Here is a 15,452-nt window from a genome sequence, read left to right as displayed (position 1 = left end):
CTAGATGATTCCGACGTCGGTGAGCAGGGTCTGGGTGGCTTCGAGGGACGAGAGCCGGCCCAGGTCGAGGTCGGTCGAGCCCAGGTCGGACAGCGGCGGCAGGTCGTAGTCCGAGGTGACACCGTCGATGACGGGGTACTCGGCGGTCTCGTTGGCGAAGTACGTCTGCGATTCGGTCGAGAGCAGCTCGCGCACGAAATCGAATGCCGCTTCCTGGTTGTCCGAGGCAGCAAGTACACCGGCACCGGCGACGTTGATCAGCGCGCCGGGGTCGCCGGGCTCGAAGTAGTGCAGCTCGACGGGAGCGTCGGCACCGTTTTCGTCCTTGAACGGGTACCAGTAGTAGTGGTTGAGCAGTCCCGTGGCGACCTGACCGTCGTTGACGGCGGTCAGCAGCGGACCGTTGCCCTCGAACGCGACCGGCTCGTTGGCGACGAACCCTTCGAGCCAGGTGCGGGCACCCTCCTCGCCGCGCTGTACGCGCAGGGCAGTGACGAATGCCTGGAACGATGCGTTGGTCGGTGCGTAGCCGATCTGTCCGCGCCAGCGTGGGTCGAGCAGTCCGTCGATACCGGTGGGCAGATCTGCTGCCTGCACCGAATCGGAGTTGTAGGCCAGCACGCGGGCCCGTGCGGAGGTGGCAACCCAGGTGCCATCGGTGCCGCGGTACTGCTCGGGGACGAGCGAGAGGATGTCCTCGGGCAGCGGTGCGAGTGCGCCCGGCTCGTCGAGAGCGCCGAGAGCACCTGCATCCTGACCGTAGAAGACGTCCGCCGGAGTCGCGTCCCCCTCTTCGAGGATCTTCGCGGCCTGGGCGTTGGTGTTGCCCGAGTAGTCGACCTCGATACCGCCGCCGATGCGTTCGATCAAAGGGTCGACGAGTTCTTCACCGCGGCCGGAGTACACCACCAGGGCGGACTCTGCGGTGGCGGATTCGGAGGTGGACGTGCCTTCGCCCGAGGAGTCGGCCGAGCTGCATGCGACCAGACCGAGGGCGAGAGTTGCGCTGCACGAGAGCAGGGCCAAACGGCGAACGGTGAACACGGTTCTCCTGACGAAAACGGGTTAAACGGACAATTCGAGAAAGTACACCACCAAGGTGAGGCTCAGCTACTTTCCCCCTCGGATTGAAGAACCGGCCGCCCGGGCATTCCCGCCCGATGACCGAACGCGTGCTCGTCACCGGTGCCAGCATCGCCGGCCCCACTGTCGCCTACTGGCTCGACAAAGCCGGTTACGACGTCGTCGTCGTCGAGCGCAGTCCGCAGCTGCGCCTGGGCGGCCAGAACATCGACGTCCGCGGTAGTGGACGCGAGGTGCTGCGACGCATGGGCCTCGAGCAGACCCTGCTGGCCAACGGCACCACCGAGAAGGGCACCAGATTCGTCGACGATTCCGACGCCACCATCGCGGCCTTTCCGGCCGGGGACGGATCACACGACGGGCCGACGGCGGAGATGGAGATTCTGCGCGGCGAGTTCGCGCGAATTCTCGTCGAATCTGCCGGCCCGCGAACGCAGTACCGGTACGGCGATCGCGTCGTCGACGTGGCTCAGGATGCCGACGGCGTCGACGTCACGTTCGCGTCGGGCTCGGTCGAGCGCTTCGATCTCGTCCTCTTCGCCGACGGAATCCGTTCCAGCAGCAGAGGACTCGCGTTTCCTGACGAAGCGAAGACCACTCCGGTCGGCCTGTACACCGCCTACGGGGTGTTACCGAAGGCACCGAGCGACGACGGCTGGTGGCGTTGGTGCAACGCCCCCGGATCCAGAGTCGCCAATCTGCGCCCGGACAACCTCGGCACGACGCGTTTCAGCCTGTCCTGGGTGTCGGACGACGGCGGGTACGAAAGCGCATCCACCGAAGAAGTCATCGCCGCCTTGCGCGCGACGTTCGCCGACGTCGGCTGGGAAGTGCCCAGAATCCTGCATTCTCTCGGACCGGATTCGGAGCTCTACGTCGACTATCTCGCCCAGGTGCATGCTCCGCGCTGGTCGAACGGCAGAATCGGCATGCTGGGCGACGCCGCCTGGTGCGCAACACCATTGAGCGGAATGGGAACCACGTTGTCGGTCACCGGCGCGTACGTCCTCGCCGGTGAACTTGCGCGGGCGAACGATCATCGCGCCGGGTTCGAGGCCTTCGAGGCACGCATGCGTCCGTTCGTCGAGCAGGCCCAGAAGCTGCCGCCGGGCGTGCCTCGCGTCGCGCATCCGAAAACCGCTGCGGGAGTTGCCGCTTTCCGCACCGTGCTGCGTGTGGCCGGATCGAAGCCGGTCCAGGCGGTCACGAGCAGATTCCTCGGTCCCGACGCGGCGACGTTGGAATTGCCCGACTACGAATTTCGGCGCTAGAGCCCGACTCGCTCGAGCAGCGCGTCGAATGCCTCGCTGGCTTCCTGTTCGGTGCGGCCGGATTCGATGACGCCGTTGTACACCGCGAGCGCCTCTTCCTGGTACTGCTTGTACTTTTCGAGCCACTTCTCCGAGTCTGCGCGCCAGTATCCGATGATGTCGAAATACTTGTTGTCGTAACCCAGTTCTTTGCGGAAGTACTTGCGCACCCGACGCGAGGACGACGCCTCTGCGGCGAACCACACGTATCCGCGCCCCTCGGGCAACGGGTAGGCGAGCACGGCGTCGTCGAGCACGCTGGCGCTGTCACCGTTCCCGGATCCGATACGCCAATCGAACGTCACGTCGGCGGACGTCTCGAACGTCTGGATGTCACCACGTTCGAGTACCTCGACGATCGCGTGTGCGCGGGTGCCTGCGGGCAACTGCTCGATCAGCCGACCCAGCGCAGGAACCCCGGTCATATCGGCGACCAGCAGTAGCCAATCGACATCGGCGGGCGGTGAGTACCACGACCGCGGACGGGTGAGGAGCACCGTCTGTCCGGGGGCGGCCTGCTGGGCCCAGGTGGCCGCGACCCCGCCCTCGTGTGCGAAGAAGTCGACGGTCAGTTGTCCGCGCTCGGGATCGACGCGTCGGATCGTGTAGTTCCGGCCCTCCGGCGCGTTCTCGAGGCCGTGGAACCACCACAGGCCGTCGACCTCGGTCATCGGCGGCGGTGCCGACTCGCCGTCGCGCGGAAAGTAGACCCCGACGCACTCGTCGGGTGCTCCGATCGTGCGGTAACCGGCGACATGCTCGCCGCCGAAGGTGACGCGCACCATGTGCACGGTGAGCTGTTCTACCTCAACGACGTCGGCGTAGTGGAAACCACGCTGCTGATCGGTCATTTTCGTCCTCGATACATCTCTCGTCCGACTGTGCGAGAACCCTCGGGCTGACTCGGGATCCGAACTCGGCGGCCATCTCCTCGATTGTAAACTAAGCCTTGCCTAGCCTGCCAGCGGCCACCTTGGGTATCACCAACGGAGTGTGCGATTCGGGATCGTCGATGATGCGGCACGGCAGTCCGAACACCGACTCGACCAGCTCGGCGGTGACCACCTGCGCGGGTGGGCCCTCGGTGACCACGCTGCCGTCCTTCATCGCGATGATGTGGTCGGCGTATCGACAGGCGTGATTGAGATCGTGCAACACCGCGACCAGGGTGTTGCCGTTCTCCCGATTCAACGTGGCGAGCAGATCGAGAAGTTCGATCTGGTGCGCGATGTCGAGAAACGTCGTCGGCTCGTCCAAGAGCAACAGCGGTGTCTGTTGCGCGAGAACCATTGCCACCCAGACTCTTTGCCGCTGCCCACCGGATAGCTCGTCGACCGGACGGGCCGACAACGGTGTCACTCCGGTCGCATTCATGGCCGCCACCACTGCCGCCTCGTCCGCCGTCGACCATTGCCGGATCAACTTCTGATGCGGATAGCGGCCTCGCGCAACGAGATCGGCCACCGAGATGCCGTCCGGCGCGATGGAGGTTTGCGGCAGGAGCCCGAGTCGGCGGGCGACCTCCTTCGCCGGATACGACGAGATGGACTTGCCGTCGAGCAGTACTGCTCCGCCCGTCGGCCTCAGCAGCCGCGACAGCGCGCGCAACAGTGTCGATTTACCGCAGGCGTTCGGCCCGACGATCACGGTGAACTTGCCGTCGGGAATGTCGACGGTCAACTTCTCGCTGATGATTCGCTTGTCGTATCCGACGGTGATGCCGTCCGCGTACAGGCGTGGCCTCGTCGTCATTGCTTCCGCCCTTCTCGTGCCAACAACCAGACGAAGTACGCGCCGCCCACACAGACCGTCACCACACCGACCGGAAGTTGAGTGGGTGCAAACACCCGTTGCGCTGCAACGTCACTGACGACGAGGAGCAGAGCGCCCATGCATGCCGCGGGCACCATCGCCACCGACGAGGTACCGGTGAGTCGCCGAGCCAACTGCGGCGCGGCGAGCGCAACGAACGAAATGGGCCCCGCTGCGGCCGTGACCAGTGCCGTGAGGGCGACCCCGAGAATCACCAGCATCAGACGCGTCGGCTCGACGCGAATTCCGAGCGCTTTCGCCGCGTCGTCACCCATCTCGAGTACCGGTAGCCGCGTCGACAGCGTCGTCGCCACCGGGGTGATGACAGCCAGGGCCACCAGAACGGGAACCACCTGCGGCCACCCCAACCCGTTGAGTGTGCCCGCGCCCCAGACGGCGGCTGCGATTGCCTCGGAGACATCGGCTTTCACCACGAGCCAGGTATTGACGGACGCCAGGACGGCACTGACCGCGATACCGACGATGATCAATCGAAAGCCCTGCACGCCGCGCTTGTAGGCGAGCACGTACACCACGGCGGCGGCCACCAGTCCCCCGACGAGCGCGCCCGCTCCGGTCCGGTAGTAACCGCCCCCGAGGGTGAGGATGACGACGAGAGCGCCGGTGTACGCGCCGGTCGAGAAGCCGATGATGTCCGGGCTCCCCAACGGATTTCGCGTCAACGATTGAAAGATCGCACCCGACACCCCCAGGGCAGCTCCGAACAGGAATGCCAGGGCAACCCGGGGGAACCGCGACTGCATCACGACGATCTCGGTGATGCGCGGGGCGTCGCCGAACACCGCAGCGAGCACCTGGCGAGGCGGAACGTGGTAGTCGCCGGTGCCGATCGCGAGCACGGCAACAACGGCGGTCAGCACCAGCAGTGCCGCGCAGACGAGGACAGTACGAACGTCGATTCGTACACCCAGCACTGTGCGAACGATCCACACCCTTCTGCCGAAGTCGATGTCTCCGGCGCGCGGTGCCCGGGTCACAGCCCGCTCGCCTTCTTTCGGCGGACCAACAGGATCAGAACGGGAGCCCCGACGAAGGCGGTGACGATACCGACCTGCAACTCCCCCGGCTCGATGACGATTCGGCCGACGACGTCGGCGAGCAACAGCAGTGCCGGCGCCGCGAACACGGTGTGGATCAGAATCCAACGCTGGTCGGGCCCGACGAACCAGCGCACCATGTGCGGCACCATCAGCCCCACGAACCCGACCGGTCCCGCCGCCGCGGTCGCCGCTCCGGCCAACAGGGTCACCGCGATCACACCGACGGTCCGCGTCCGAAGCACATTGGCTCCCAACGACTGTGCCAGCTCGTCGCCCAGTGCGATCGCATTGAGCGGACGCGCGACGAGCGCCGCAAGACACAGCCCGAGTACGACGAACGGGCCGGTCGCCGCCGCGATGTCCAGACCTCGACCCGCCAACGAGCCTGCGCCCCAGAACCGCATCCTCGCGAAGGAGTCCGGGTCCAGTAGCAGCATCCCGGAGGTGATGCCGCCGAGCACCGCACCGAGGGCAATACCGGAGAGCGTCAAGCGAATCGGAGTTGTGCCCGCTCGTCCCACCGAACCCAGCGCATACACCGCAACGGTGGCCAGAGCGGCACCCACGAACGCGAACCACACGTAGAAGCGAACGTCGGTCACGCCCAACACTCCGACTGCGATGGCGACGAAGAGCGCCGCTCCGGCGTTGACGCCGAGAATGCCCGGGTCGGCCAACGGGTTGCGCGTCATCGCCTGGATCAGCGCGCCCGCGACGCCGAGCGCGGTACCGACGAGCACACCGAGCACGGTCCGCGGAACTCGGAGCTCGCGGACGATCACGGCGTCGGTGGAACCGTCGGACGACCACAGTGCGTGCCACACCTCACCGACAGCGATGTTCTCGGCTCCCACAGCGATACTCGCCAGGCACACAACGGCGAGGACGGCGACGACGAATACCAGACCGGCGGTCCTGCCGGCATCGGTTCGGGCCAGACCACCGACGAGAGCCGGAACATCGCTCTGTTCCGGCTCGTCGCCCGCAGTGGTGCCCACCCGATTCACACCACCGAACGCACCCTCGCACCCACCGCGGACTTGACGATCTCACCGCTGCGGACAGCGATGTTGGACAGCAGAGAGGACGTCAGACCGTGGGTGTGCTCGGTGCCGCCCTGCAGGTAGATCGAACCCGTTCTCGATCCACGCGTGACGAGCCGGTAGTCCCGTGTCACGCGAGGACCGTGCGCATCGAATTCGACGGAGTCGAACAACGGCCCGAGGATGTCGGGCAGATCGAGGGACGTGAAGCCGGTGGCATAGACGACAGCGTCGCACAACACGTCCTCGGCCAGTCCCGTCGGCCCGTGTTCCACCGATGCCTGCACGCCCGACGCCTCCTCCGTGACATCGGCCAGTCGGGAGGCTCCGTGCACGAACAGCCGTCGCGCTCCGCTGACCCGCTCGGCGTACTCGCGCGCGTACAGCTCCTCGATCAGGGGCAGGTCGACGGCGGAGTAGTTGGTTCCGCGGTGATAGTGCAGCAGCTGATCGCGCAGAGAATGCGAGGACGAGTAGAAGTCGTCGACGGCCGTCGGATCGAAGATGCGGTTGGCATAGGGGCTGTCGTCGGCCGGGCTGTACCCGTACTTGCGCAGTACCGCATGCACCGACGCGTCCGGATAGTTCGAATGCAGGTAGTCGACCACTTCGGCTGCGCTCTGCCCGGCACCGACGACGACGAACGTGCGGTGGTTCCGTGACGGCAGCCGGTCGAGGTGGCCGAGCAGGTCGTGGTTGTGGAATTGCCGCGCCGACGCGCTGACCCCGTCCGGCAGGGCAGCGGTCAAGCCGCCGGCGAGCACGATGTTGCGGCCGCGGACGGTTCCGGTTCGCCGCCCCTCGGTGCGGACGCCGTAACCGTCACCGGTGTCGACGACCGCGGACGCCCGCGTGCCGTAGTGCACCGTGGCGTCGACTTTGCCTGCGGCCCAGGACAGGTAGTCATGGAACTCGAGCCGGCTGGGGAAGAACGTCAGCAGATTGATGAAGTGGTTGAGCCGGCCTCGTTCGGAGAGATACGAGAGAAACGTGTACTCGCTGCTCGCATTGCGCTGGGTGGCAAGGTCTTTGAGGAAGGATATCTGCATCGTGGTTCCCGGCAGCAACATTCCGGGGTGCCAGGCGAACTCGCCCTTCGACTCGACGAAGCACGACGTCAGGCGCTCGGCCGGTGCGCACTGTCGATTGTGTTCTTCGATCGCGATGGCCAGGCCCAGGTTGGAGGGCCCGAAGCCGACTCCGACGATGTCGTACTCGATGTCTTCGGTGAGGTCGTATTCTCGCGAGTTGTCGTCGACAGTCATTGTGCAAGCGCTCCTGACGGTGAATGGGTCCGTGACCGCGTTTGTGCGCGCAACGAAAGTGCCTGAGCATCCGCGCACGCCTTCAGTAGGCAACGCTAACCTAACTCTTGCGCTATCACAACGGCTTCGAGGGTGTCAGGGAGCACGTTCCAGATCGAGCACCGTCGTACCCCAGCCAACCGAGGTCGACGCCGTGACCGTCAGCCCGGCAGCGGCTGCCACGGAGGCGAATTCGGCTTTCGTTCGTACACCGCTACCGTGCATGCAGAGCATCAGCAGGTCGAATTCCGACTGGTCCTCGTCGAACGACCCGTCGTCGGACAGTCGCTCGACGACCACCAGTTTTCCGTTGTCGGCCAATCCTGTTGCTGCGTTGCGCAACAGCAGTGCGAGGTCGTCGTCTCGATAGTGTCCGGTGACCTCGAGCAACAGATACGCGTCGAATCCGTTCCCGTGCTCCATACGCGGCTCGGACATCACGCTCTGCGGGTAATTCGCCACTCGCTCTTCGAGTTCGGGCCATTTGCCGAGGTCACGTCGAATCAGGTCGAGTTCGCTGGGCAACCCGAGTACGCCCACCGATACACCGTCGTACCGGGAGAGAACGGAACCGAGCACCACCCCGGATCCTGCGCCCGTCACCAACAGGGTGGAGACCGCGTCGAACGAATAGTCTTGCACCAGAGCAGGACCCAAGAACGCAGCCTCGTCGGCAATGTGGTTGTGATGCAGTTCGGTGAGCCGCGGGGACGCCTCGAGGTCTTCGGCCAACGTGTTGCCGGTCAGCAGGCTTGCGCTGGCGTTGCCGGTGCGCAGGCTGTCCACCAGACCCGTGATCGACAGCTCCACCCGTGCCTCGATGCCGTCCAGGTCCAGCCAGTGCGAGATCCAGTCGTCGCCGAGCATCGCTTCACCGATATCGCCGAGAATCAGATCACCGGTGGAGTTCTCGGCGAGGACGTCGACGGCACGCAGGTAGCGCACGAATTTCGCGAGAGCGCGCGCGTCCGTCTCGGTCGCTTCTGCCAGCGATTCGACGGAGCACGCCCCTCGGGACACGTGCAACGGAATACGTAATGTGTTCGCCGCCCTGATAGCGAAGGGCGACAGGATTTCCGCACGTTCGGCGAGCCGGTCGAACGGCTCGGACTCGCCGGCGCTCAGGTCGGGCAGTTCGGGATCGTCGGCGCGGGTCCGAACCTCGGCGCGACGCCAGTACCCGGTGACGTCGACCATCTCCGGCGGCAGCCTGCGATCCTCGCGCAGGTACCGTCGGATTCCTTTGAGAGCGGTCGCTTCCCCTGCCACCCAGGCGAACACCGTTCCGTCCCACCAGGGTGCCGCCCGCACCGCACTGTCGAGCACATCGCCGGTGCCGGCGGTGACTCCGTCCCGGTGGATCCACGTGATCTCGACATCGGCGGCCGTCGGCAACGGCAACTCTCGCTCGACGTCGGCGATTTCGACGAACACTCGAATTCGCTGACCTGGCAACGCCTCTTCGAGATACCGAGCGATGGCAGGTAACGCGGTCTCGTCCCCGACGAGCAACACCCAGTCGACACCGGCCGGGGCCTGGCCCGACCGCACCGGCCCGAGGAGCGTGATGGAATCGCCGACGCGGCAACGCCGACCCCACGTCGACGCGATGCCGGTGTCGTGGGTGACGAAGTCGAGAGTCACCTGCGCGGTCTCGGGATCCACCCTGCGCACGGTGTAGTTGCGGGTCACCGGACGAGGGTCACGCGGCCATTCGACGGTGCGCTCGCGCTGGGTCGGCAGCACCACCGTGCCGTCGGTCTCCGCCGGGAAGAACAACCGAACGAAGTCGTCGAACCCTTCGCTGCGCAACGCCGGGAACCGGTGGTCGCCGTGCGAGAACTCCCGCAGCTGCGGCCCACCCAACACGACCCGGCGCATACCCGAACCCAGCTGCCGTGTTTCGATCACCGTTGCCGTGCGCAGAACTTCGGGAAAGACGACCTGGAGTCGATGAGACCTTGCCACGGTGAAACACGCTCCTGTCGTCGAAAACGAATACGCCCGGGCTCGGTCGAGTGGGCCCCGAGCGTTGTCAGCCCTGCACGTTCTCGGCGGCAGTGTTCAGCGCCGAGGCCACGTCGTCGAGGATGTACGGGATCGTCAGCACGGTCAGGCCACCGAACGCGAAGTTCTTGTCGGCACTGAGGGCCTCGGTGGAGGCGGTACGACCCTGCGCCAGTACGGGCTGCGAGGCCACGGCGGGTTCGGCCAGGAACCCTGCGAGAGAGTCCTTGTCGTACGCCACGACGAACAGCACGTCGGACTTCAGCAACGACGCCTGTTCGAGGCTGAGCTCGAAGTACACGGCCTCGGGGTCCTTGGCCGGGTCGGCCTGTTGGATGGTGGGCTCGTTGACGAGACCGAGCTGCTCGAGGAACTCGACTCGTACGTCGTCGTCCTTGCTGACGGCGAACGTGCCGGGTGCGTTGGGCAGCGCGACGGTGACCGTCTTGCCCTGCAGCGCAGAGTACTTCGTGGCCACATCGGCGATCGAGCCATCGACCCCCGCAACCAGGTCGGCAGCCTCCTTCTCCTTGCCCAACGCCTTGCCCGCGATGGACAGCTGGTCCTCCCACGAGGTGGTCCACTGCTCGTCCGGGTACGCGACGACAGGCGCGATGTCGGAGAGCTTGTCGAACTCGTCCTGGCTCAGCCCGGAATACGGCGCGAAGATCAGATCCGGTGCGGCGGCGGCGAACTGCTCGACCGGAGCCGCTCCGGTGCCGTCACCGGAGAGCAGCGTGGGCGCGTCGCCGCCCAGGTCGGCGAGAGCCTTCGCGTCCCACGGCAGAACGCCGCGGTCGTCCGCACCGTACTGGGCACCGTCGAAGGTCGGCATCGCAACGGGTACGACGCCGAGGGCGAGAATCGCGTCCTGGTTCGACCAACCCCAGGTGGCGATCCGCTTCGGTGCCTCGGGGATCGTCGCGGATCCGAGAGCCGAGTCGATCGTGACCGGAAATGCGGACTCCTGCGCAGACGTCGTGGAGTCGGCGGCCGATGTCTCCTCGGTGTCGTTGCTGCATCCGGCGGCGAGGGCGATGGTCAGCCCTCCGGCGAGCGCGATCGACGCGGCGCTCCTCATCCACTTCGTACGAACCTTCATCGTTCTTCGGAACCTCTCCACTCGACCACGCACTCACTGCGTCCCACACCCGACGGGGCGAGGCGACTGACAAAGTAGCACCATGAGGCAAGGCTCACCTCACTCGAGCACGAACGTGCCGCCCATTTCGAAGCTAGGCTAGGCTACCCTCGCTGAGGCGTCGGATCCGTCGGTTGCGCGACAGCCGTGCCGACTCCGGTGACCGACGTTCGATGTAACCGTTCCGAGGAAAGGCTCGTCATGCGAGTGGTGATGTTCGGCTATCAGACCTGGGGCCACAAAACGCTCCAGGCGCTGATCGAGTCGCGGCACGACGTGGTGGGTGTGGTCACTCATCCCACCAGTGATCAAGCGTACGAAAGCATTTGGGCCGACTCGGTCGAGGACCTGGCACGCGGTCACAACGTGCCCGTGCACCTGGCACGACGGCCCGACGACGTGCTCGTCGACCGGATTCGTCAGTGGGCCCCCGACATCATCGTCGCCAACAACTGGCGCACGTGGTTACCGCCGGAGATCTTCGATCACCCGCCCCACGGAACGCTCAATCTCCACGACTCACTTCTTCCGAAATTCACCGGGTTCTCCCCCGTCGCATGGGCTCTGATCAGCGGTGCACCCGAGGTCGGACTGACCGCCCACCGCATGGACGGCGAACTCGACACCGGCGACATCCTCACGCAGGCAGCGGTACCGATCGGCCCCAGGGACACCGCGACGGAGTTGGTACTGGCCACGATAGATCTCATTCCCGAGGTTCTCCTCGAGTCACTCGACAGCATCGAAGCGGGCACAGCCGAGTGGCGCCCACAAGACCTGTCCGAGCGGACGTTCTTCCACAAGAGGCACGAGACCGACAGTCTGATCGACTGGTCCTGGGACGCAACCGACATCGACCGATTGATTCGAGCGATGTCCGACCCGTACCCGAACGCGTTCACACATTATCGCGGCGAGCGCGTCTACATCATGGAAGCTCATGTCTCGCAGGGGATCTACGGAGGCACTCCGGGCCGAGTGTTCATCGCCGAAGGCGACGGCATGGCCATCGTCGCCGGTCCTAATGCCCACCGCGGCGCAAACCACGCACTGGTCATCGACCGGGTGCGAACCGAAGACGGTACCGACCACAAAGCTCTGGAGTACTTTCCGAGCGGCGGCGGTTACCTGACCGCGGTCCCGTGACCGCTCGTACCGCGCAGGCGAACCCGGCCCCGTTGACCGCGCGCCGGATCGTTCGTCGCACACTGACCCGCAACAGAGGACGACTCGCCGTCGGAACCCTCCTGCTGTGCGCACACCAGATTGCCGAGACGGCCGTGCCGTTGGCCCTCGGCGTGATCATCGACCGCGGGATCGCCGACGGCGGGCCGACGGAACTGCTCTGGTCCATCGCCGCCCTGGCCGCGCTCTTCATCGCGCTCACGACAGCGTTTCAGGTCGGTATGCGTCAGCTGAACCTGGCACTCCAACGCGAAGCCCACGCGGTGCGCATGGAGGTGTCCGGTCGCGTCCTCTCCACCGGCGGGGTGCGCACTCCGATGTCCGACGGCGAGATGCTCACCGTGTCGAGCAGCGACGCCGAACAGGCAGCGTGGTTCCTCGATCTCTTTCCGCGCATGGCAGCAGCAGCAACTGCAGTGCTCGCGACGGCCGTCGCGTTGTTCGTCATCGACGTACCACTCGGCCTTGCTGTGCTGCTGGGCACGCCGCTGTTCATGGCACTGCTCCGACTCGCGACCCCTCTGATCACTGCACGCACGGTGGTGCAGCAATCTCGCGTGGCGAAGGCAACCGCGATGGCCGGTGACCTGGTGGTCGGTCTGAGATCCCTGCAGGGGATCGGTGCCCAGCACGCCGCGTCTGCTCGTTACCGCGCGGCGAGCGCAACAGCACTGAACGCAGCTCTCGCCACCGTCCGATCGCTCGCCCTTCAACGGGGTGTCACGACTACCGTGAGCGCGCTGATCGCCGCCGGCGTCGCATCGTTGGCCGGATGGTTCGCACTCGACGGGCGGATCTCCATCGGGGAGCTGATCGCGGTGGTCGGTCTCGCTCAGTTCCTCATCGAGCCGCTCACCCTGCTGACCTCCGCGCCCGCAGTGGTTGCGCGTGCTCGCGGATCCGCCGAACGGGTGTCGACGGTGCTCTCGGCCCCTTCTCTACTGTCCGATGGACCCGAATCGGTACCGGTGCCGACGGGTCTGTCGTTGCGGAACGTGACCTTTCGGTCTCTGACCGGCATCGACATCGACGTCCGCCCAGGGGAATTCGCCGCGGTGATCGCGCTCGATCCCTCGGATGGAGATGCCCTTGCCACCGTTCTCGGCGGGCAGGTCGCCTCCGACGAGTACTCGGGCGACGTGATGTTCGGCGGTGTGTCCATGCGCGAGGTCTCGCGCGAGTCGTTCCGAACGAGGGTGCTGGCCGAGCCGCATACCACCGACCTCTTCGCCGGCTCGCTGATCGAGAACATCGTGGGCTTCCGAGCCGGCACGGATCGAGAGCACCTCGACGCCGTGTTGTCGGCGTCGGCTGCCGATCAGGTTGCCACCGTGCACCGGGACGGACTCGAGCACCGAGTCAACGACCGGGGACAGAATCTGTCCGGAGGGCAGCGCCAGCGCCTGGCGCTCGCCCGGGCGCTGTATGCGCGTCCACCCGTGCTCGTGCTGCACGAACCGACCACTGCGGTCGACGCGGTGACCGAACAGGCCATCGCCGATGGCCTTCGGAGAGTGCGCCATTCGGCGGATCGCGACGACGCCACGGTCGTCGTCACGTCGTCCCCGGCGCTGCTGGCCACTGCAGACGTCGTCTTCGTCCTACGCGACGGACACGTGACCGACACCGGGACACACGCCGATCTGACTGCAACCAACGCCGAATACGCAGAGGCGGTTCTACGATGACGAACGCGAACGTGCAGGATCGACACCGCTTGCCGATCGCCGACGCGCGTCGGTCCCGGCAGTGGCTCGGCGCACGGATTCGTCAGCATCCCGGCGCTCTCGTCGGTGCACTCGTGACCGGGATCGTGTCCTCGCTGGCCGCTCTGGTGCCGTTCTTCGTTCTCGGTCGACTGGTGGACGAAGTGACCGACGGCGGTACGCCGCGGTCCATCCTCCCGATCGTGGCGGTTCTCGCGGTGGCTGCCGTGCTGTCAGGAACGTTTTCCGGTGGGACGAGCTATGCCGTCTCCCGGCTCGGCGAGACCATCGTTGCGGGACTTCGTGAATCGGCTCTGGAACGCGTTCTGAACCTTCCCCCCGGCACGGTCGAACGGACCGGGCGCGGCGACCTCCTGTCTCGGATCGGAGACGACGTTGCGCGGATCACCCGTGCTGCCGGAGACGTGGTCCCGTCGATGATCTCGGCCGCTCTGCTCGTCGCGGTATCGGTGGTGGCCATGTTCGGTCTCGATTACCGCCTCGGTCTCGCCGGAATGCTCGCACTGCCGCTGTATCTGCTCGCACTTCGCTGGTACCTGCCGCGGAGTGGCCCTCTGTACGCCGCCGAGAGGGCGGCGATGGGCGACCGGTCGGAAGCACTCACCAGCAGTATTCACGGACTTCGCACGGTGCGGGCGTACGGAACCGAGAACCTCCGCCTCGCCGAGATCGAATCGGCATCGAACCAGGCACGCACACTGGCCATTTCGGTGTTCCGACTGTTCACACGCTTCGTCGGCCGAGAGAACCGAGCCGAGTTCTTCGGCCTGTCGATTCTGCTCGTCGTCGGATATTTCCTGTTCTCACGTGACGAGGTGACGATCGGTGCCGTCACTACCGCAGTGCTGCTCTTCCACCGGTTGTTCAACCCCCTCGGCACCATCTTGTTCCTGTTCGACGAAATCCAGTCCGCCGGTGCAAGTCTGAATCGACTTGTCGGTGTCGTCGACATCGCTCTACCCGACCGCCCCCAGGTTGCCGCTCCGTCCGAGTACACGCTCGCTCTCGACGGAGTTCGGCATTCGTACGTCTCCGGCGACGAGATTCTGCACGGCATCAGCCTCACGGTGCCCGCCGGGACATCGCTGGCACTGGTCGGTTCCACCGGTGCAGGCAAGACCACTGCTGCACTCGTCGCGGCGGGATCCATCGAGCCCGACTCCGGAACGGTGACCATCGGCGGAGTGCCGCTGCACGATCTCGGAACAGCGGAACTGCGCCGCTACGTGTCGATCCTGAGCCAGGACGTCCACGTCACCGCGGGGCCGTTGGTCGACGACCTGCGCCTGGCGCTCGGTGACGTCCACGACGACGACAGGATCTGGAACGCACTCGCCGTCGTCGGTGCGGCGTCGTGGGTGCGCGAACTGCCCGACGGCATCGACACCGTCGTCGGCGACGACGGGTACTCGCTGACCGCTCACCGCAAGCAACAGTTGGCCCTCGCCCGTCTCGTGTTGGTCGATACCCCGGTCGCCGTCCTCGACGAGGCCACCGCAGAAGCAGGAAGTTCGGGAGCGCGCGCACTCGAACGAGCCGCGTACGCCGCAACGCGCGGACGAACGACACTCGTCGTCGCCCACCGGCTCACTCAAGCAGCCGCAGCCGATGCCATTGCCGTCCTCGACGCAGGGCGGGTGGTGGAACACGGCACCCATGAAGACCTCGTGAACGCAGGTGGCCCGTACGCGCAACTCTGGCGCGCGTGGAAGGGCTCGGACGCGGTCGGGGTGCAGAACCCGGGCTGACCGACACCCGAGATCAACAGTCCGCCGGATC

11 protein-coding genes and 2 pseudogenes are annotated in these 15,452 nt (G+C 65.9%); 4 read left to right on the top strand and 9 right to left on the bottom strand.

Annotated features, from left to right (window positions below; translation table 11 throughout):
- Positions 1 to 1,044: an iron ABC transporter substrate-binding protein gene (locus tag QM588_RS08140; protein WP_283312541.1), complete on the bottom strand. Its 1,044-nt coding sequence runs from the start codon at positions 1,042 to 1,044 to the stop codon at positions 1 to 3.
- A 116-nt stretch (positions 1,045 to 1,160) separates the two neighbouring features.
- On the opposite strand from QM588_RS08140, the gene QM588_RS08135 reads away from it, so the two are divergent.
- Positions 1,161 to 2,354 carry an FAD-dependent monooxygenase gene (locus QM588_RS08135; RefSeq protein WP_283312540.1) on the top strand — a complete coding sequence of 398 codons (1,194 nt, stop codon included), beginning with the start codon at positions 1,161 to 1,163 and terminating at the stop codon, positions 2,352 to 2,354.
- On the opposite strand, the gene QM588_RS08130 is transcribed toward QM588_RS08135, so the two are convergent.
- The 8 genes and pseudogenes from QM588_RS08130 to QM588_RS08100 all read right to left on the bottom strand — a co-directional run bounded on the left by QM588_RS08130 (position 2,351) and on the right by QM588_RS08100 (position 10,722).
- Entirely contained in the window at positions 2,351 to 3,244 is an 894-nt protein-coding gene (locus tag QM588_RS08130) for a siderophore-interacting protein (protein WP_283312539.1), read from the bottom strand. The two genes, QM588_RS08135 and QM588_RS08130, sit on opposite strands and share 4 nt — an antisense overlap.
- A 91-nt stretch (positions 3,245 to 3,335) precedes the next feature.
- A complete protein-coding gene (locus tag QM588_RS08125) occupies positions 3,336 to 4,145 on the bottom strand; it encodes an ABC transporter ATP-binding protein (protein WP_283312538.1) in 810 nt (269 codons plus the stop codon).
- Positions 4,142 to 5,203, bottom strand: a complete 1,062-nt coding sequence (locus tag QM588_RS08120) for a FecCD family ABC transporter permease (protein ID WP_283312537.1) — start codon at positions 5,201 to 5,203, stop codon at positions 4,142 to 4,144. The genes QM588_RS08125 and QM588_RS08120 overlap by 4 nt, the downstream gene beginning before the upstream one ends.
- Positions 5,200 to 6,264: a FecCD family ABC transporter permease gene (locus tag QM588_RS08115; protein WP_283312536.1), complete on the bottom strand. Its 1,065-nt coding sequence runs from the start codon at positions 6,262 to 6,264 to the stop codon at positions 5,200 to 5,202. Before QM588_RS08115 ends, QM588_RS08120 begins: the two co-directional genes overlap by 4 nt.
- A 5-nt stretch (positions 6,265 to 6,269) precedes the next feature.
- Positions 6,270 to 7,574, bottom strand: coding sequence for a lysine N(6)-hydroxylase/L-ornithine N(5)-oxygenase family protein (locus QM588_RS08110; RefSeq protein WP_283312534.1), 1,305 nt, complete (start codon positions 7,572 to 7,574; stop codon positions 6,270 to 6,272).
- Between the two features lie 135 nt (positions 7,575 to 7,709).
- Positions 7,710 to 8,342, bottom strand: a pseudogene (locus QM588_RS25800) (methyltransferase); the annotation flags it as partial.
- Positions 8,343 to 8,792: 450 nt separating this feature from the next.
- Positions 8,793 to 9,524, bottom strand: a pseudogene (locus QM588_RS25795) (siderophore-interacting protein); the annotation flags it as partial.
- A gap of 124 nt (positions 9,525 to 9,648) precedes the next feature.
- Positions 9,649 to 10,722, bottom strand: coding sequence for an ABC transporter substrate-binding protein (locus tag QM588_RS08100; protein WP_283312532.1), 1,074 nt, complete (start codon positions 10,720 to 10,722; stop codon positions 9,649 to 9,651).
- A gap of 240 nt (positions 10,723 to 10,962) precedes the next feature.
- Here QM588_RS08100 and QM588_RS08095 point away from each other — a divergent pair, with 240 nt between their 5' ends.
- From QM588_RS08095 to QM588_RS08085, 3 genes are read left to right on the top strand one after another with little or no spacing between them, the layout of a single operon-like run.
- Entirely contained in the window at positions 10,963 to 11,907 is a 945-nt protein-coding gene (locus QM588_RS08095; RefSeq protein ID WP_283312531.1) for a methionyl-tRNA formyltransferase, read from the top strand.
- Complete coding sequence (locus tag QM588_RS08090; RefSeq protein WP_283312529.1) at positions 11,904 to 13,634, top strand: ABC transporter ATP-binding protein; 1,731 nt, start codon at positions 11,904 to 11,906, stop codon at positions 13,632 to 13,634. The genes QM588_RS08095 and QM588_RS08090 overlap by 4 nt, the downstream gene beginning before the upstream one ends.
- Complete coding sequence (locus QM588_RS08085; RefSeq protein ID WP_283312528.1) at positions 13,631 to 15,421, top strand: ABC transporter ATP-binding protein; 1,791 nt, start codon at positions 13,631 to 13,633, stop codon at positions 15,419 to 15,421. Before QM588_RS08090 ends, QM588_RS08085 begins: the two co-directional genes overlap by 4 nt.
- Positions 15,422 to 15,452 lie beyond the last annotated feature (31 nt).

This window comes from Rhodococcus sp. IEGM 1354, from assembly GCF_030056855.1.
GTDB lineage: Bacteria > Actinomycetota > Actinomycetes > Mycobacteriales > Mycobacteriaceae > Rhodococcoides.
Note: the sequence above shows the minus strand (reverse complement) of the source record. Positions and strands in the feature narration are given on the sequence as shown.

What these genes read in the sequence shown, in the direction of transcription:
- QM588_RS08100 (WP_283312532.1), bottom strand. Translation starts at nt 10,722, where the DNA reads ATGAAGGTTCGTACGAAGTGGATGAGGAGCGCCGCGTCGATCGCGCTC.
- QM588_RS08130 (WP_283312539.1), bottom strand. Translation starts at nt 3,244, where the DNA reads ATGACCGATCAGCAGCGTGGTTTCCACTACGCCGACGTCGTTGAGGTA.
- QM588_RS08095 (WP_283312531.1), top strand. Translation starts at nt 10,963, where the DNA reads ATGCGAGTGGTGATGTTCGGCTATCAGACCTGGGGCCACAAAACGCTC.
- QM588_RS08085 (WP_283312528.1), top strand. Translation starts at nt 13,631, where the DNA reads ATGACGAACGCGAACGTGCAGGATCGACACCGCTTGCCGATCGCCGAC.
- QM588_RS08125 (WP_283312538.1), bottom strand. Translation starts at nt 4,145, where the DNA reads ATGACGACGAGGCCACGCCTGTACGCGGACGGCATCACCGTCGGATAC.
- QM588_RS08110 (WP_283312534.1), bottom strand. Translation starts at nt 7,574, where the DNA reads ATGACTGTCGACGACAACTCGCGAGAATACGACCTCACCGAAGACATC.
- QM588_RS08135 (WP_283312540.1), top strand. Translation starts at nt 1,161, where the DNA reads ATGACCGAACGCGTGCTCGTCACCGGTGCCAGCATCGCCGGCCCCACT.